The 17,853-nt window shown below is 72.5% G+C and carries 14 protein-coding genes; 4 read left to right on the plus strand and 10 right to left on the minus strand.

Annotated elements, in window-relative coordinates; all coding sequences use genetic code 11:
* The first annotated feature begins 7 nt into the window (after positions 1-7).
* Positions 8-3,535, plus strand: a complete 3,528-nt coding sequence (putA, locus tag G9Q37_RS10910; RefSeq protein WP_240936368.1) for a trifunctional transcriptional regulator/proline dehydrogenase/L-glutamate gamma-semialdehyde dehydrogenase — start codon at positions 8-10, stop codon at positions 3,533-3,535.
* A gap of 12 nt (positions 3,536-3,547) precedes the next feature.
* Here the strand turns inward: putA and G9Q37_RS10915 are convergent, their stop codons facing one another.
* From G9Q37_RS10915 to G9Q37_RS10930, 4 genes are all read right to left on the minus strand, one after another.
* Entirely contained in the window at positions 3,548-4,891 is a 1,344-nt protein-coding gene (locus G9Q37_RS10915; RefSeq protein ID WP_166227225.1) for an MATE family efflux transporter, read from the minus strand.
* Between the two features lie 2 nt (positions 4,892-4,893).
* Positions 4,894-5,595 carry an SDR family oxidoreductase gene (locus G9Q37_RS10920; RefSeq protein WP_166227226.1) on the minus strand — a complete coding sequence of 234 codons (702 nt, stop codon included), beginning with the start codon at positions 5,593-5,595 and terminating at the stop codon, positions 4,894-4,896.
* Positions 5,596-5,682: 87 nt separating this feature from the next.
* A complete protein-coding gene (locus G9Q37_RS10925; RefSeq protein ID WP_166227227.1) occupies positions 5,683-6,264 on the minus strand; it encodes a TetR/AcrR family transcriptional regulator in 582 nt (193 codons plus the stop codon).
* A 93-nt stretch (positions 6,265-6,357) separates the two neighbouring features.
* Positions 6,358-6,819 carry a helix-turn-helix domain-containing protein gene (locus G9Q37_RS10930; protein ID WP_166227228.1) on the minus strand — a complete coding sequence of 154 codons (462 nt, stop codon included), beginning with the start codon at positions 6,817-6,819 and terminating at the stop codon, positions 6,358-6,360.
* Between the two features lie 135 nt (positions 6,820-6,954).
* Between G9Q37_RS10930 and G9Q37_RS10935 the strand changes: the two genes are divergently transcribed.
* Positions 6,955-7,776: a response regulator gene (locus G9Q37_RS10935; protein ID WP_166227229.1), complete on the plus strand. Its 822-nt coding sequence runs from the start codon at positions 6,955-6,957 to the stop codon at positions 7,774-7,776.
* Between the two features lie 4 nt (positions 7,777-7,780).
* On the opposite strand, the gene G9Q37_RS10940 is transcribed toward G9Q37_RS10935, so the two are convergent.
* The 3 genes from G9Q37_RS10940 to G9Q37_RS10950 form a co-directional block, all read right to left on the minus strand.
* Complete coding sequence (locus G9Q37_RS10940; RefSeq protein ID WP_166227230.1) at positions 7,781-9,799, minus strand: ATP-binding protein; 2,019 nt, start codon at positions 9,797-9,799, stop codon at positions 7,781-7,783.
* Between the two features lie 156 nt (positions 9,800-9,955).
* Positions 9,956-11,167 carry a flavin-dependent oxidoreductase gene (locus G9Q37_RS10945; protein ID WP_166231192.1) on the minus strand — a complete coding sequence of 404 codons (1,212 nt, stop codon included), beginning with the start codon at positions 11,165-11,167 and terminating at the stop codon, positions 9,956-9,958.
* A gap of 5 nt (positions 11,168-11,172) precedes the next feature.
* Complete coding sequence (locus tag G9Q37_RS10950) at positions 11,173-12,147, minus strand: tripartite tricarboxylate transporter substrate binding protein (protein WP_166227231.1); 975 nt, start codon at positions 12,145-12,147, stop codon at positions 11,173-11,175.
* A 92-nt stretch (positions 12,148-12,239) separates the two neighbouring features.
* On the opposite strand from G9Q37_RS10950, the gene G9Q37_RS10955 reads away from it, so the two are divergent.
* Entirely contained in the window at positions 12,240-12,713 is a 474-nt protein-coding gene (locus tag G9Q37_RS10955; RefSeq protein ID WP_166227232.1) for a MarR family winged helix-turn-helix transcriptional regulator, read from the plus strand.
* A 102-nt stretch (positions 12,714-12,815) separates the two neighbouring features.
* On the plus strand, positions 12,816-13,439 hold the full coding sequence (locus G9Q37_RS10960) for a hypothetical protein (RefSeq protein ID WP_166227233.1): 624 nt from the start codon (positions 12,816-12,818) through the stop codon (positions 13,437-13,439).
* Between the two features lie 51 nt (positions 13,440-13,490).
* Here the strand turns inward: G9Q37_RS10960 and G9Q37_RS10965 are convergent, their stop codons facing one another.
* The 3 genes from G9Q37_RS10965 to orn form a co-directional block, all read right to left on the minus strand.
* Positions 13,491-15,350: a DEAD/DEAH box helicase gene (locus G9Q37_RS10965; RefSeq protein ID WP_166227234.1), complete on the minus strand. Its 1,860-nt coding sequence runs from the start codon at positions 15,348-15,350 to the stop codon at positions 13,491-13,493.
* A 267-nt stretch (positions 15,351-15,617) separates the two neighbouring features.
* On the minus strand, positions 15,618-17,198 hold the full coding sequence (locus G9Q37_RS10970) for an inorganic phosphate transporter (RefSeq protein ID WP_166227235.1): 1,581 nt from the start codon (positions 17,196-17,198) through the stop codon (positions 15,618-15,620).
* 62 nt (positions 17,199-17,260) lie between these two features.
* Positions 17,261-17,845 (minus strand): oligoribonuclease, encoded by a 585-nt coding sequence (gene orn / locus G9Q37_RS10975; RefSeq protein ID WP_166227236.1) that lies wholly within the window; start codon positions 17,843-17,845, stop codon positions 17,261-17,263.
* Between the last annotated feature and the right edge of the window lie 8 nt (positions 17,846-17,853).

Consider the following 17,853-nt stretch of genomic DNA (forward strand, 5'->3'; position numbering starts at 1 on the left):
CACCCTCATGGACACCCTGCTCACCCCGCCCTCCCCCCTGGCCGACACCCCGCTGCGCCGCGCGATCACCGCGGCCTGGCGCACGCCCGAACCCGAGTTGTTGCCGGCCCTGGTGGCCGCTGCGCGCTTGCCCGCCACGGCGGCGCAGGCCACGCAGGCGCTGGCGCGCCGGCTCGCGCAAGGCCTGCGCGAACGCAAGGCCTCGGCGGGCCGCGCGGGCCTGGTGCAGAACCTGCTGCAGGAATACGCGCTGTCGTCGCAGGAGGGCGTGGCGCTCATGTGCCTGGCCGAGGCGCTGCTGCGCATTCCCGACACCGCCACGCGCGACGCGCTGATCCGCGACAAGATCGCGCAGGGCCGCTGGCACGCACACCTGGGCCAGAGCCCATCGCTGTTCGTGAACGCGGCCACCTGGGGCCTGCTCATCACCGGCAAGCTGGTGGCCACGCACAGCGAGTCCGGCCTGTCGAGTGCGCTCGCACGCCTTGTGGGCCTCGGGGGCGAGCCGCTGATCCGCCGCGGCGTGGACATGGCGCTGCGCCTGATGGGCGAGCAGTTCGTCACCGGCGAGACCATCGCCGAGGCCCTGCGCAAGGCCCGTGTGCGCGAGGCCGAGGGCTTCCGCTACTCGTTCGACATGCTCGGCGAGGCCGCGCTGACCGCGCACGACGCGGCGCGCTACCGCCTCGCCTACGAAGACGCGATCGACGCGATCGGCCGCGCCTCGGCGGGCCGCGGCGTGTACCAGGGCCCGGGCATCTCGATCAAGCTCTCGGCACTGCACCCGCGCTACAGCCGCGCGCAGCAAGACCGCGTGATGGACGAGCTCTACCCGGTGCTGCTGCGGCTGTGCACGCTCGCGCGGCAGCACGGCATCGGGCTCAACATCGACGCCGAAGAGGCCGACCGGCTCGAGCTCTCGCTCGACCTGCTCGAGCGGCTCTGCTTCGAGCCGACGCTGCGCGGCTGGAACGGCCTGGGCTTCGTGGTGCAGGCCTACCAGAAGCGCTGCCCCGCGGTGATCGAACACCTCATCGACCTCGGCACGCGCAGCCAGCGCCGGCTCATGGTGCGGCTGGTCAAGGGCGCGTACTGGGACAGCGAGATCAAGCGCGCGCAACTCGACGGCCTGCCCGGCTACCCGGTGTACACGCGCAAGCCCTACACCGACGCGGCCTACATCGCCTGCGCGCGCCGCCTGCTCGCGGCGCCGCAAGCCGTCTACCCGCAGTTCGCCACGCACAACGCGCACACGCTCGCGGCCATCCACGAACTCGCCGAACCGGGCGCGTGGCACCCGGAGCAGTACGAATTCCAGTGCCTGCACGGCATGGGCGAGCCGCTGTACGAGCAGGTGGTGCGCAGCCCCGAACAGGGCGGCCTGGGCCGGCCCTGCCGCATCTACGCGCCCGTGGGCACGCACGAAACGCTGCTGGCCTACCTGGTGCGCCGGCTGCTCGAGAACGGGGCCAACACCTCGTTCGTGCACCGCATCGCCGACCCGGGCGTGCCGCTCGACGAACTCGTGCGCGACCCGGTGGAAGCCATCGAGGCCATGGCGCGCGACGAGGGCGCGCTGGGGCTGCCGCACCCGGCCATCCCGCTGCCGGTCGACCTGTATGGTGCGGCGCGGCGCAATTCGACGGGCCTGGACCTGGCCAACGAAGCGCAGCTGCGCGAGCTGGCCCACGAACTGGCCGAGGCCGCGCAGCGGCCGCCGCTGCAGCCACGACAGCGTGTGCCCGATGCCAGCGCCACCGAGATCGCCGCCGCGCTGCAGCGCGCCGCCGACCACGCGAGCGCCTGGGCCGCCGTGCCCGCGTCCGAGCGCGCGCAGCGGCTCGAGGCCACGGCCGACCGGCTGCAGCGCGACATGCCCGCGCTCATGGCGCTGCTGATCCACGAAGCGGGCAAGACCGCGGCCAACGCCGTGGGCGAGGTGCGCGAGGCGGTGGACTTCCTGCGCTACTACGCGGCCCAGGTGCGCGAGCAGTTTCACAACGCCACGCACCGCCCGCTCGGGCCCGTGGTCTGCATCAGCCCCTGGAACTTCCCGCTCGCGATCTTCATGGGCCAGGTGGCGGCCGCGCTCGCGGCGGGCAACGTGGTGCTGGCCAAGCCCGCCGAGCAGACGCCGCTGGTTGCGCAGGCCGCGGTGCAGGCACTGTGGGACGCGGGCGTGCCGCGCGAAGCGATGCAGCTGCTGCCCGGCGACGGCGCCACCGTCGGCGCCCCGCTGGTGGCCGACCCGCGCGTGATGGGCGTGCTCTTCACCGGCTCCACCGAGGTCGCGCGGCTGCTGCAGCGCGCGCTCGTGGGCCGCGTCGACGCGCTGGGCCGGCCGGTGCCGCTGATCGCCGAGACCGGCGGCCAGAACGCGATGATCGTGGACGCCTCGGCCCTGGCCGAGCAGGTGGTGGCCGACGCCATCGCCTCGGCCTTCGACAGCGCGGGCCAGCGCTGCTCGGCGCTGCGCGTGCTGTGCGTGCAGGACGACGTGGCCGATCGCGTGACCGGGATGCTGCTGGGCGCGATGGCCGAGCTGCGCGTGGGCGACCCGGCGCGGCTGGCCACCGACCTGGGCCCGGTGATCGACGCCGAAGCGCACGCGGGCATCCAGCGCCACATCGACGCCATGCGCGCGCGCGGCCACCGCGTGCACCAGGCGTGGCACGGCGCGGGCGAAGCGCTGCCGCCGGGCCACTTCGTGCCGCCCACGCTGATCGAGATCGCTCACCTCGGCGAGCTCGGGCGCGAGGTGTTCGGCCCGGTGCTGCACCTGCTGCGCTACCGCCGCGACGAGCTCGACGCCCTGCTCGCGCAGATCAACGCCACCGGCTACGGCCTCACGCTGGGCCTGCACACGCGCATCGACGAAACCGTGGCGCGCGTGCTGGCTGCGGCGCGCGTGGGCAACGTCTACGTGAACCGCAACATGGTGGGCGCGGTGGTGGGCGTGCAGCCCTTCGGTGGCGAAGGCCTGTCGGGCACGGGGCCCAAGGCCGGCGGCCCGCTCTACCTGTACCGCCTGCTGTCGCAGCGGCCCGCCGATGGCGCGCAACGCGCCATCGCGCCGGCCACCAGCGGCGAAGGCCAGTGCCTCGCGGGCCCCACGGGCGAGCGCAACCTGTACCGGCTGGTGCCGCGCGAGCGCGTGCTGTGCCTGGCCGGCAGCGAGGCCGACCGCCTCACGCAAACGCGCGCCGTGCTCGCGGCGGGCGGCCATGCGCTGTGGCCGGCCGAGGCCGAGGCGACGTGGCGCGCACTGCCGGCCGACACGCGCGCCCGCGTCACGCTCGCGCGCGACTGGACCGCGCCCGGTGTGGCCTTCGACCTCGTGCTGCTGCACGGCGATCTCGACGCGCTGCGCCGCGTGCAACAGGCCCTGGCCGCGCGCGAAGGCCCGGTGGTGCCGGTGGAGCGCTTCGCGCCCGGCGACACGCAGGTGCCTGCGGAGCGCCTGGTGGTGGAGCGCGCGCTGAGCGTGAACACGGCGGCGGCCGGGGGCAACGCCACGCTCATGAGCATCGGCTGAAAGCGCGGCCGGTCAGCGTGGCGCGGCGCCCCAGTTGCTGCGCCACGTGGCCCAGGCCAGCGTCAGGCCCATGAGCGCCAGGCTCGCGGCCACCACGCCGTACAGCGCCTGCGGCCCCGCGCCCAGCGCGTGCAGCGCGAGCCAGCCGCCCAGGCCCACCACCAGCAGCCGCAGCGCGCTCGCCACCAGCGGCCACAGCAGCCGGCCCGCGCCCTGCGAGGCGAAGAACAGCGCCAGGCCGAGGCCGAAGAAGCCATACGCGCCGCCCACCACGCGCAGGTAGCCCGCGCCCGCGGCCTGCACTGCGGGGTCGGCGCTGAACGCGGCCATCCACAGCTGCGGCCACAGCGCGGCCACGAGGCCGATCGTGCCGGTGAGGGCCCACACCAGGGCCGCGCCGGTCCAGGCCACGCGCTTGGCCCGCGGCGCCTGGCCCGCGCCCAGGTTGGTCGCGACCATGGCGGTGAGCGCGCTGCCCACGCCGAAGGCCACGGGCACCAGGATGTATTCGAGCCGCGCCGCGATGCCGTAGCCCGCGATCGCCAGGCTGCCGAAGCCGGCCACGTAGGCGGTGGCGAAAGCGATCGAGCCGTTGCTGAGCAAGGGGTTGAGCGCCGACGGCAAGGCGATGCGCAGGATCGGCCGGAAACCCTCGCGGCCCAGCGACCACGGCACGCCGAGCAGGCGCACGCGCCGCCCCGGCCGCGAGAGCCAGGCGAGCAGCGCGAGCGCGGCCACGGCGTTGGTCGTGACAGTGCTGGCCGCCGCGCCCGCCACGCCCAGCGCCGGCACCGGCCCGGCGCCGAACACCAGCAGCGGGCACAGCAGCAGGTGCAGCGCCGTGGTGCCCAACAGCGCGAGCGCGGCCGCGCCCATGTGGCCAGCGCCACGCGCCACGCCCGCGAGCACGTTCACGCCCCAGATCGCCGCGGCCCCCGCGAACAGCACGCCGGCGTAGCGGCCCGCCTCGTGCAGCACCGCCCCCTGCGCGCCCATGGCGCGGTAGACCAGGGGCGTGGCGAACAGCGCCGTGAACAGCAGCGAGGCGATCAGCCCGAGCACCAGCGCGTGCTGCGCCAGGCGCGTGGCCAGCGCGGTGTCGCCTGCGCCGAGCGCGCGCGCCACCACCGCGGTGGTGCTGCCGCCCAGACCGCCGGCCGACATGTGCAGCATGAGCATGGCCAACGGCAGCACCACCGCCACGCCGGCCAGCGCGTCGGCGCCGAGCCGGCCCACGATGAAGCCGTCGAAGCCGATCACCACGGTGGCGGCGAACAGACCGAGCACGTTGGGTGCGGCCAGCCGCAGCAGCGTGGGCAGCACCGGGCCGCCGAGCATGAGGCGTGTGGCGTCCATGCTCAGGCTGCGGCGAGGTAGGCCGGCGTGGCGCTCGAGAGCGAGGCCTTGACCTGCTGCGTGAGCGCGTCGGCCAGCACCTCGTCGGCGCCGGCTTCGAGGCCGTCGAAGGCCCGGGCCACGATGGCCTCGGGCGTGGACTTGGGTGCGTCTATGCCGTGCGTGAGCGCCGTGTCCACAAAGCCCATGTGCAGCGCGGTGACCTGCGTGCCCTGCGCGCGCAGCTCGTGCCGCAGGCCGTTGGTGAGCGCCCAGGCGGCGGACTTGGTGGCGCCGTAAGTGCCGAGCAGCGGGCGGTTGATCCAGCTCGCGATGGACAGCACATTGAGCAGCGCCCCGCCGCCGTGGGCCGCGAGCACGGGCGCGAAGGCCTGGCTCATGCGCAGCATGCCGAAGAAATTGACCTCGAGCTGGCGCCGCGTGGCGTCGAGCGTCGTGTCCGCCAGGAAACCGCCGGTCTCGGCCACGCCCGCGTTGTTGATCAGCAGCGTCACGTCGCCGGCCTCGCGCACGGCGCGCGCCACCTGCTCGGGGTCGGTCACGTCGAGTGGCAGCGGCGTGACGCCGGGCAGCGTGACCGCGCCGGGCTGGCGGCTCGCGGCGTACACGCGGCGCGCGCCGCGCGCGAGTGCTTCGCGCGCAAAAGCCAGGCCGATGCCGCGGTTGGCGCCGGTGATGAGGACGGTGGCGTTCTGGATCTGCATGAGGGACTCCTGGGTGGATTCAATATGACGATCGTCATATTGAAGGTTTGAAAAAAAGCGCTGGGGGCGCGTGCGGGGATGGACGGGTCAGTGGGCGCCGAAGCGCTCGAGCAGGAAGGCGCGGCTGGCGGCCAGGTGGCGGCGCCCTTTGGCGTTGTCGCCGAGCAGCCGCGCGGTCTGCAGCGCGCCGACGAGTTGCGAGGTGACGATGGCCGCGTCGTCGCGGCCACGCGAGGGGCCGAGCGTGGCCGCGACCGCGTCGGTCAGGCCCGCGATGCGGCGCGCGGCCACGGCGCGCACGGCCTCGGACTGGCGCGGCATCTCGGAGGCCAGCGCGGCCACCGGGCAGCCGCTGTCGGGCGACTTGAGGTGGCGCTCGGACAGGTAGGCCTCGACCAGCGCACGGAAGCGCTCGCCCGGCGCGTCGCCGGCCTTGTCGATCGCGCGCTGCAGTCGGCTGCGGCTGTCGTGGCCGGCGCGCTCCAGCGCCTCGGCGAGCAGCGCGTCGCGCGAGGCGAAGTGCGCATAGAAGCCGCCGTGCGTGAGGCCCGCGCGCTTCATGATGTCGGCCACGCCCACGCCGTCGAAGCCGTGCGCGCGCATCACGCCCGCGGCCACATCGAGGATGCGGTCGTGGGTCTGTTCCTTGCGGCTGAGGGGCGTGTCCATGGCGGGGTGGGCTTGGGCAGACCGCGATTCTGCGCCTTTATGATGACCATCATATTCCGAGGGCCATTCGGCCTAGGCGGGCGCGAGGCCCGATCAGGCGGCTTCGGCGAGGCGGCGGCGCGCCTCGCGCACGCCCATTTTCTTGAGGCCGGCGATCTTCGCGAGCTGTGCGGCGCGCGGCATCACCTGGCCCGATTCCCACTTGTAGATCGACAGCGGCGAGACCCCGAGCAGCTGCGCCATCTGGGCCTGCGTGAGGCCCAGGCGCCGGCGCGTGGCGGCGAAGGCCTCGGCGCTGTAGGGCGCGGGCTGGCGGCCCCGCCGGCGCGGCGCCGCGTCGGCCGGGGCCGGCTGAGGGGCCGCGGCGGGCGCCTGCTGCAGGCGCCGACCCAATTGCCGGCCGTTGGACTGCAGCGCCTTGATCTCGCGCTTGAGGGCCGCGATCTCGCTGCGGTGGTGGGCCACGGCCTTGCGCAGGAACTGGACCTCGCCCTTGAGTTCTTTGCGCGCCACGCGGGCGATTTCGGCTTTGAGGGTGTCGGCGAGGTTGGGCATGGCGCGCATCCTACTCTTGCGTCCTGCGCGCCACACTCAAGTTGTCGCCCGCGCTGCCGAAACCCCTTGGGTCCCCCTCAATGCGCGCTCGTGTGCGACCATGCGGCCTTTGCCGTCACTACCAGGAGTTTGCCGATGACCACCCCCGCGGCGCCCCAACGCCACAAGGTGCTGATCGTCGATGACGATCCCGGCATGGTGCACCTGCTGGCCCGCACCCTGCTCGACTTCGCCCAGCTGCATTTCGCCGTGCGCGGCGACGACGCCCTGGCCAAGCTGGCCCAGCACAAGCCCGACCTGCTGGTGGTCGACGCCGAACTGCCCGACCTCGACGGCTACGCCGTGATCGAGCGCATGCGCGAAAACCGCGATCTCGACCACACCTCGGTGGTCATGGTGACCTCGCACAACGACGCCAGCCACCGCCAACGCGCCTTCGCCGCCGGTGTGCTCGACTTCTTCACCAAGCCCATCGACCGCGACCTGATCCGCATGCGCGTGCAGCAGATCCTCAGCGGCGAGGGCATGGAGCTGATCGAACTCGACGAGCGCCCGCTGCCCGAACGCCGGGCCGCGGCACCGGCGGTGGCACCGCGGACGGCCCCGCCCGCGGCCGCCCGCGGCGAGCAGCCCGATTTCGAACCCACCATGATCAACTGGCCGACCGAGTCGCCCACGGCGCGCGCGCAGGCGGCGGCCGAAGCGGCCCAGGCCGAGCCTGCCGCGCTGGCCGCAGCCGCGCCCGCTGCGGCCGCCGACGCGGCCCCGCCGATCGACGTGCACGCCGTGACCTCCGAGCTGTTCGAGCGCATGTCGGCCATCCTGTCGCAGGCCGAGGTGCTGCGCGAGCGCCTGCCCGCCGACGCGGGCGCGGACGAGGTCTACCCGATCCAGCGCATCCAGGAAGAGTGCGCCGAGGTGATCCAGTTGCTGGTCACCATCAGCGGCGAGGGCTGAGCGCTCAGGCCTCGGCCGGCGCGGAGGTCTGCGGCGGCCGCGCCGCCGGGGGTTCCGGGTCGAGCGTGAACTCGGCCACCGTGCCCACCCCCACCTGGCTGCGCAGGTGCACCTGACCGCCGTGGTGGCGCACGATGCGCTGCACCATGCTCAGGCCCACGCCGCTGCCCTCGAACTGCGACGAGGGGTGCATGCGCCGGAACGGCTGGAACAGGTGCTGGGCGCGCGCCATGTCGAAGCCCACGCCGTTGTCGGTCACGCGGTACCAGGTGCGCAGGCCTTCGCTGTGGCTGTCGATGCGCACGCGCGCCTCGGGGTTGCGGCGGCTGTACTTCCAGGCGTTGTGCAAGAGGTTCTGCCACACCTGCGCCACCAGGTCGGGGTCGCCCTGCGCCGGCGGCAGTGCGTCGATGCGCACATCGACCGCCCGCTGCGGATCGGCCGCCTGCACCAGCCGCCAGGTGTCTTCGCACAAGGCGCGCATGTCGATGGTCTGCCGCACCTGCTCGCGCTGCTCCACCTGGGCCAGGTGGCTCAGGGCCTCGATCATGGCGTTCATGCGGCGCGTGGCCTTCTCGACCTGCTCGCTGTACTCCAGCGCCTCGTCGGTGTAGCCGAGCGCCAGGCGCTCGCGCAGCAGGCTCACGAAGCCCTGGATGGCCAGCAGCGGCGCGCGCAGGTCGTGGGCGACAGCGCGCGTGAACTCGCGCGCGCGTTCCTCGCCGGGCAGGGGCTCGGGCGTCTCCGGGGCCTGGGGCGCCTCGCGCGCGGCCTCGTCGCGCAATTGCTCGTAGGCGAGGCGAAAGCCCGCGTCGCTCGCGAGGCGGCCGCTCACGTCGCGCACGATGCACAGCACCGCGCTCGCCTCGCCCACGTGCAGCCGTTCGGCGTGCACCAGGCAGGCGCGGCGCGTGCCGTCGCGGTGGGTCACGGTGAGCGGCAGGCCGTCGAACAGGCCGTCGGTGTTGATGGCGTTCACCATGCCCTGCAGCGCGAGGCGGTCGGCGTGGTGGGCGAGCCCGCGCAGGGTCTGGCCCACGAGGTCTTCGACGGGAACGCCGAGCAGCGCGGCCAGGGCGGCGTTGGCGTCGCGCACCACGCCGCTGCGGTGGTCGATCAGCAGCATGGGCTCGGGGTTGCGCTGGAAGGTGCGGTCGAGCAGTTCCTGCGCGTGGCGCAGGGCCTGCTCGGCGGCCTGGCGCTGCCGGCGCTCGCGCGCCACCGCGCGGCCGCGGCGCGCGAGCGCCCAGGCCGATCCGAGCAGCAGCACCGAAGCGCCCGCGGCCAGGCCCCAGGTCCAGCGCTGCTGCACGCGCAGGTCGCGCGCCATGGCCGCCCGCTCGGCGTGCGCAAAGGCCGACTCGCCCGGCAGCCAGCGTTCGCGCAGCGCCGGCAGCGTGCCGTTGGCTTCGAGACGGTCGATCGCGGCCTGCAGTTCGGTGCGCAGCGCCTCGCGGCCCGGCGGCACGGCGAAGGCATAGGTCTGCAGACTGAAGCTGCGCTCACCGGCAACCAGACCGGGCATGGCGGCCAGCAGGGGATCGCCGTACGAGCGCGGCAGCAGGGCCATGTCGGCGTCGCCGCGCTGCACGGCGTCGAGCGCGGCCTGCGGAGAGGCCACACGCAGCGGGTCGCGCACGCCCGAGAGCCAACGCGCCAGGCTCTCGCGCATGGGCTCGGTGTCGAGCACGGCCAGGCGCACGCCCTGCAGGTCCTGCAGCGCGCGCGGCGCCGTGGCGCCGGCGGGCAGGTACACCGCGTGCAGCGGCGCGGCGTGGCTGCGCAGGAAGCGCGCGAAGGCGCGGCGGTTGGTGGTTTCGACCATGGCCACCAGGTCGACCCGGCCGGCCCGGAAGGCCTCGATGGTGGCCGGCCAGGGCTGCAGCGACACCTCGATGGTGGCGTTCAGCTCGCGCCCGAGGGCCGCCAGCAGGTCGACGTGGAACCCCACGGGGCGGCCCTGGGCGTCGAGCGATTCGAAAGGGGGAAAGGCCTCATCGCCACCGTAGCGCAGGACGCGCACGGCAGGTGCGGGCGACGAAGTTGGCGTGGGTTGGGGCACAGGGGCTCCGACACCCATGGGGGTGTCTCGACCGCGGACATTGCCACATTACCGGCCCGGTACGCCACCGCTGAAGCGCATGCACCGGCGCATCCGTCGGAAATGCGCCACGGCGCCTCACCGGGCCTTGAGCGAGAACCCGGCCACCTGCTTGTAATGCTCCGAAATGGCGCGCAGTTCGTCCTGGCTGATGAGGTCGTCGATGCGGCCAAAGGGCTGGCCGCCACTGAGTTCGTCGGCCTTCATGATGATGAAGTCGGGCGGCAGGGTGCGGTTGGTCTGCACCACGCGCGCCGTGGCCTCCAGGCGCGCCGCCTCGTAGCGCTCCAGCGCGGCCTCGGGGTCGGCGGGGGTGTCGGCGAGCGCGTCGGCCAGGGTTCGGGCGTCGATCAGCGCCTGGGCCGAGCCGTTGGAGCCGCGCGGGTACATCGGGTGGGCGGCGTCGCCCATGAGGGTCACGCGGCCGTGGCGCCAGCGCGGCAGCGGGTCTTTGTCGACCATGGGGTACTCGAAGATCTGCTGCGCGCCGGTGATGAGCGCGGGCACGTCGAGCCAGTCGTAGCGCCAGGCGGCGAAGGTGGGCAGGAAGTCGTCGAGCCGGCCGGGCTGGTTCCAGTCGTTCATGCGCGCGGCGGGGTCGCGGATCTCGGCCACCCAGTTGATGAGCTGGTTGCCCTGGCCGTCGACGTTGTCCACGATGGGGTAGATCACCATCTTGCCGGTGTCGATGCTGCCGATGCGCAGGTAGCTCTGGCCCGTGAGGATGGGCTTGTGCACCGTGACGCCGCGCCAGGTGTTGATGCCCGCGTAGCGCACGCGGTCCTCGGGAAAGAAGTGCCGGCGCACGGCCGAGTTCACGCCGTCGCAGGCCACCACCAGATCGGCCTGCACCTGGCTGCCGTCGTGAAAGCGCAGCGTGGCGTCGCGCCCGCCCAGCGACAGACCCTGCAGCCGCCGGCCGGTGTGCAGCCGCCCGGCGCCCAGGCGCTGCAGCGCCGCGCGCCAGAGCACGCCGTGCAGGCGGCCGCGATGGATGCCCAGCTCGGGCAACGCATAACCCGCGTGCCGCCCGCGCGGCTCGCTGTAGACGAACTGGCCCCAGCGGTTGAAGAACACGCTTTCGCGGTTGGCGATGGCGATGGCCTCGAGCTCGCCGAGCAGGCCCAGGGCGTCGAGCTCCTGCACGGCATGCGGCAGCAGCGTGATGCCCACGCCCAGCTCCTTCATCTCGGGCGCTGCCTCGTACACCTCGCAGGCCAGGCCGCGCCGGTGCAGCGCGAGCGCGAACGCCAGGCCCGCAATGCCGCCCCCGACGACGGCGATCTTCAGCGCGCTCATTCGGCTTTGATGCTCTGGGCCTTGATCAGCGCGGCCCAGCGGTCCGCGTCCTGCGCCACCAGGCGGCCGAAGGCCTCGGGCGTATCGGTGGCCGGGTCCATGCCCTGCCCTTCGAAGGCCTTCTTCACCTCGTCACTGCGCAGGATGTCGTTGATCTCGCGGTTAAGCATGGCGACCTGGGACGCGGGCATGCCCTTGGGCGCGAACACGCCGTACCACATGTCCACGTTCACGTTGCCCGCGCGCGCTTCGGCCAGCGTGGGCAGATCGGGCAGCAGCGGGTGGCGCTTGTCGCTGCCGATGCCCAGCGCCACCAGGCGGCCGCTGCGCACCTGCGGCAGCGCCACGTGGATCGGCAGGAACATGGCGTCGACCTGGCCGCCGATGAGGTCGCTCACCGCGGGGCCGGTGCCGCGGTAGGGAATGTGCGTGAGGAAGACCCGGGCCGTGTTCTTGAACAGCTCCATGGACAGGTGGTGCGGCGTGCCCACGCCCGGCGAGGCGTAGTTGAGCCTGCCCGGTGCCTGGCGGGCGGCGGCGACGAGGTCGGCCGCGCTCTTGTAGCCGGTGCGCGGGTGCGTGACCAGGATCAGCTGGCCCCAGCTCGTGAGGCCGATGGGCTGCAGGTCGCGCACCGGGTCGAAGCCCAGTTGCGGGTAGAGGCTGCGGTTCATCACCAGTGTGTTCACGCTCACCAGCAGCGTGCTGCCGTCGGGCGCGGCGCGCACCACCGCCTCGGTGCCGATGTTGCCCGACGCGCCCGCGCGGTTTTCCACCACCACCGGCCGCTTGAGCCGCTCGGACAGGCGCGGCCCCAGCGTGCGCGCGATCAGGTCGATGCCCGTGCCCGGGGTGAAGGGCACGATCAGCCGCAGCGGTGCGTCGGCACTTTGGGCGGCCGCCACGCCGGCCGAAGCCAACAATGCCGCACCCAGGAGGCGGCGGCGAGCAGGGGAGTTCAGCAAGGCCATGGACACACTCCAAACGTAAGCATGCTTCCTACTATCCGCCGAATCACGAGCCGCATCATCCGTAGAATCCCGCGTCCCTCCACACCACCACCATGACGCTGAGCGACCTTTACCAACGGCCGGGCTTCCTGTTGCGCCGCACGCACCAGATCTCGGCCGCCGTGTTCGAAAGCGCGTGCGCCGAGGTCGGCCTCACGCCGGCCCAGTACGGCGTGCTCACGGTGCTGGCGGCCGAGCCTGGGCTGGACCAGACGCGCCTGGCGCGCGCCCTGGCCTTCGACAAGGTCACGGTGATGCGGGTGCTCAAGGGCCTGGAAGAACGCGGCCTGGTGCAGCGCGAGCGCTCGCGCGTGAGCCGGCGTCAGATGACGGTGAGCCTGACACCGCAGGGGCGCGATCTGCACGCGGCCGCGCGCGAACCCGCGGAGCGCGCCTACCAGCGGCTGTTGTCGCCGCTGTCGCCCCAGCAGCGCCGCCAGCTGATCGAGCTGCTGCAGACCCTCACCGACGGACTGGCCGACGAGGCGCGCGCTCCCTTCGTGCCGCTGCAAGCTCCCAAGGCCTGAGAGCGGGGTTGGCCCGCTGATTGCTAAGCCTGCGTGGGGGCGAAGCCGGTGCGGCCAAGCCCGCACCGATTCGGACAACCGACACCCGCAGGAGGCAGCACCGTGCACATCAGGGAGAACCGCGAGACCGCCATGGCGGGCATGGGCGCGCCGCCGCTGGCCCCGTCGCGCGTGCCGCCTGCCTACCAGGGCGTGTGGGCGCGCACCCTGCTGGAGACACCGGCCGGCCGCGACACCGGCACCTGGGTGCGCTGGGTGCAGACCGCGGGCCACCACGGTTCGCTGGGCCGCAGCGCCGAAGCCGCCTCGGTGTGCGACGAAGGGCCGGGCGCGCCGCACAACGTGTTCCAGACGCCCGACCGCATCGTGCAGACGGGTCTGCACGACCGCCACCTCGCGGTCTGGGAGCGTCTGCCGGCATCGCAGGGGCCGCGCATCGCGCTCGCGCGGCGCGACGACGCGGGCCAGCCCACCGATGAACGCCTGCTGCTGTGCGGCCAGTACCTGCTGCACGTGGCGCCGCGCGCGGGCGCGGCACCGGCGCTGAGCTTCGGCCGCGTCGACAGCGCGCGCGCCACCTGGACGGTGGAGCGCGCCAGCGACACGGCGCTGGACGGCTGCGAGCACCCCTGGCAGTTGCAGCGCCTGGGGCTGGACCTGGCACGCGTGCTCGGCGCGCCGCTGCTCGAGGGCGCCTGGGAGGTGCTCGAGTGGAGCGACGCCTGAGCCGCAAACGGCAACGGGCCCGAAGGCCCGTTGCAGCAGGAAGGCGCCGGATCAGCGGCCGCGGCGCGGGCGGTCGTTGAACGCCGGGCGGTCACCGAAGCCGCTCGGACGTGCACCGGGGCGCGCCGGGGCGCGGTTGTCGAAGCGCGGATCGAAGCGCTTGTCCTGGCGCGGCGCGGCGCGCTCGCCACGGGCGTCGACGCGCTCGCCGCCACGGGGCTCGAAACGCGGCGCGGCGTCGCGCTGCTCGAAGCGCGGCGCGCGGTCGCGCGGGTCGAAGCGCTGTTCGAAACGCGGCGCGGCATCGCGGTCGAAACGCGGGGCGCTGTCACGGTCGAAGCGGGGAGCGCTGTCGCGGCCTTCAAAACGCGGCGCGCTGTCGCGGCCTTCGAAGCGCGGGCCGCGCGCGGGCGCACCGCGGCGGTCGCCGCCGAAGCGGTCATTGCCGCCACGGGCGTTGAAGCGGCCGGCGCCGCCACCGCCGTTGGGGCGGCCGCGGCCACCGGCGCGCTCGGGCTGGGGTGCGCGCTCGCGCGGCTCCAGGCCGGGCACGACCTCGGGCTTGAAGCGCTGCTGGGTGTAGGCCTCGATGTCGAACACGCGGCGGCGGTCGCGGAATTCCGCGAAGGTCACGGCGATGCCGTCGCGGCCCGCGCGGCCCGTGCGGCCGATGCGGTGCGTGTAGTCCTCGGCTTTCATGGGCAGGCCGAAGTTGAAGACGTGGGTGATGGTGGGCACGTCGATGCCGCGCGCGGCGACGTCGGTGGCCACGAGGATCTGCACCTGGCCATTGCGCAGCGCCATCAGGCGGCGGTTGCGCAAACCCTGGCTCAGCGCGCCGTGCAGCGCCACGGCCGCGAAGCCGGCCTGCTGCAGTTCACCGGCGAGGCCGTCGCACTCGATCTGCGTGCTCGCGAACACGATGGCCTGGTCGATCGAGGCATCGCGCAGCCAGTGGTCGAGCAGCTTGCGCTTGTGTTCGGCGTTGTCGGCCCAGAACAGCACCTGCTTGATGTTGGCGTGCTTTTCCTGCGGCGAGTCGATCTGCACCTTTTGCACGTGGGCGCCGTCGTCGTGCATCACGCGCATGGCGAGCTGCTGGATGCGCGGCGCGAAGGTGGCGCTGAACATCATGGTCTGGCGGCGCTGCGCGGTGAGCGCGTTGATCTCGGCGAGGTCGTCGGAGAAGCCGAGGTCGAGCATGCGGTCGGCTTCGTCGACCACCAGGAACTGCACCTGGTCGAGCTTGAGCTGCATGGAGCGCTGCAGGTCGAGCAGGCGGCCCGGCGTGGCGACCACCAGATCGGCGTTCTGCAGGCGCTGGATCTGCAGCTGGTAGGGCATGCCGCCCACCACGCTCGCGATGCGCAGGCCGCGGCAGTGGCGCACCAGGTCGATGGCGTCGTGCGCCACCTGCTGCGCGAGTTCGCGCGTGGGGCACAACACCAGCGCGCCGGGCGTGGCGGCCTTGAAGTTGCGCGCCAGCAGCGGGTTCTGGCGCTTGGGCGCCTTGGGCGGCGCTTCGCCGCGGGCCAGGGCCTCGGCCACCAGGCGTTCGCGCTCGGCGCGCTCGGCTTCGGCGCGCGCGGCCTGTTGCTGGATCAGGGTGTGCAGCACGGGCAGCAGGAAGGCCGCGGTCTTGCCGCTGCCGGTCTGGCTCGACACCATCAGGTCGGCGTAGCGCTCGGCGCCTTCGGCCTTGATGGCCAGGGGCATCACGCGGGCCTGCACGGCCGTGGGCTGCGAGTAGCCGAGGTCGGCCACCGCGGCGACCAGTTCGGGCGCCAGGCCCAGCTCGGCGAACGCGCTCGCGTCCACCGGCGTCGCGGCCATCTCGGGCGCTTCGGGGGCTTGTTGTTCAGGGGAGGTCGCGGGCGATGCGTCGCCGCGCGCTTCGAAAGCGTCGCTCATGTTCGTTCCTGCGCCCGGAAAAAATGGGCGCCAATGACCGAATGCCGCGCGAAGGGGAGATTCAAGCCCCGGGGCGTCGGATCCGTTCGTGGTTACAAAACATCAACCACAAACGGTCCGCCCGGAAGCGGTGGCCCCTGCTCGCGCACGCGGAATCGGTGGCGGTGTTCAGGGGCCGGGTGTGTGAGGCCAATGCACAAGTTTCTTCGCCGTTGCCAGCGAAGCCCGCGATTGTCGCACAGATCGCGGGAAAACCCTAGCCTTCGGTCAGCCGAGCACCGCGGCCACCAGGTGGAACAGCAGGGCCGCGAGCACCGCGGTGGCCGGCACGGTGACGATCCAGGCCGCCACGATGCGCATCACCACCGAGCGCTTGACGATCTCTTTCTTGTAGGCCTTCTTGAAGGCCTTGCGCTCGTCTTTCGCGAACACCGCGCCATCGAGGCCGCGCACCTTGGCGCGCTGCTTCATCTCGGCCAGCATGCGCTTTTTCTCCTGCACCTCGGCGGCCTCGAAGCGCTGCATGTAGGCCTCGACCTCCTCACGGTCGGCGCCCTGGTGGCCGGCGCGCACCGTGGCCTCCATCTTGGCGTAGTTGACCTTGAGCAGCTCGCGCAGAAAGCCCACGCCGAACACCGCGCCGATCGAGATGTGGGTGGTGGACACCGGCATGCCGAGCTGCGAGGCGACGATGACCGTGACGGTGGCGGCCATGGCGATGGAGTAGGCGCGCATCTGGTCGAGCTCGGTGATCTCCTTGCCCACGGTGCGGATCAGCTTGGCACCGTACAGCGCCAGACCGACCGACAGGCCCAGCGCGCCCAGCACCATGATCCACATCGGCGTGCCGGCCTTGGTGGCGATGGCGCCGGCTTTCACGGCCTCGTAGATGGCGGCCAGCGGGCCGACGGCGTTGGCCACGTCGTTGGCGCCGTGCGCGAAGCTCAGCAAGGCGGCCGAGCAGACCAGCGGCCACATGAACAGCTGGTTCACGCCGTCCTTGCTGTTGTCCTGGCGCAGGGCCGCGCGCGCAATGGGCCCGCGCACCAGGGCCCAGACCAGCACCGAGAACAGCAGGCCGGCGATTACCGCCACCACGAAGTCGATCTTCACCACCTGGTTGACGCCCTTGAGCAGCATGTACGTGGTGTACGACCAGACCATGAGCGCGATCAGGATGGGCACCACGCGCGCGGCGGCCTCGGTCTTCTCGGTGCGGTAGGTCACGCTGCGTTTGATCACGTAGAGGAAGGCCGCAGCCATCAGCGCACCCGCCAGCGGCGAGATCACCCAGCTCGCCACGATGGCGCCGATGGTGGACCAGTTCACCAGCCCCCAGCCGCCCGCGGCAATGCCTGCGCCCATTACCGCACCGATGATGGAGTGCGTGGTCGACACCGGCGCGCCCAGCGCGGTGGCCAGGTTCAGCCACAGGGCGCCCGCGAGCAGGGCCGCGAACATCACCCAGGCGAACAAGGTCGGGTCGGCGATGTCGGCCGGATCGATGATGCCGCCCTTGATGGTGCCCACCACGTCACCGCCGGCCACGATGGCGCCCAGGGCCTCGAAGACCGCGGCCACCACGATGGCCCAGCCCATGGTCATGGCGCCCGAGCCCACGGCCGGGCCCATGTTGTTGGCCACGTCGTTGGCGCCGATGTTCATGGCCATGTAGGCCCCCACGGCGGCCGCGACGATCAGCAGCCAGACGGCGCCCTGGCCGAGCCCGGTGCCCGACGCACCGGTGAGCGAGGCGTAGAGCCCCACGAGCAGAAGAAAGGCCACCGCGGTGGCCAGTTGCAGCGCCTCGAAGTGGCGATCCAGGAAGGTACGGGACTTCTTCTTCATGTGAACACGGTATGAATGTCACCGTATTGTCATGTATTCGCCGGGGGCACCCCGGCGCCGGGTCAGCGCAGGAAGTGCGCGCGGTAGTGCTCGAGCTCGTCGATGGACTCGTGCACGTCGGCCAGTGCGGTGTGCAGCTGGCGCTTCTTGAACGCATCGACCACGGCCGGATTCCAGCGTTTGGCCAGCTCCTTGAGCGTGCTCACGTCCACGTTGCGGTAGTGCAGGTAGCCCTCGAGCCGGGGCATGTACTTCACGAGGAAGCGGCGGTCCTGGCCGATGGTGTTGCCGCACAGCGGCGAGGCCTGCTTGGGCACGTAGCGCGCAATGAAGTCGATCAGCTGCTGCTCGGCCTCGGCCTCGCTCACGGTGCTCGCGCGCACCTTGTCGATCAGGCCGCTGCGGCCATGGGTGCCCTTGTTCCAGGCGTCCATGGCGTCGAGCACGGCCTCGCTCTGGTGGATCACGATCACCGGGCCTTCGATGCGCGGCGTGAGCTGCGGGCCGGTGATGACCACCGCGATCTCGAGCAGGCGCTCTTTTTCGGGGTCGAGGCCGCTCATCTCGCAGTCGATCCAGACCAGGTTCTGGTCGCTCTTGGCCAGGGTGGCGGGCGGGGGGATGTCCGTGGCGGGATTCGAAGTCATCGGGCGAT

This window comes from Hydrogenophaga crocea, assembly GCF_011388215.1.
Taxonomy (GTDB): Bacteria; Pseudomonadota; Gammaproteobacteria; order Burkholderiales; family Burkholderiaceae_C; genus Hydrogenophaga; species Hydrogenophaga crocea.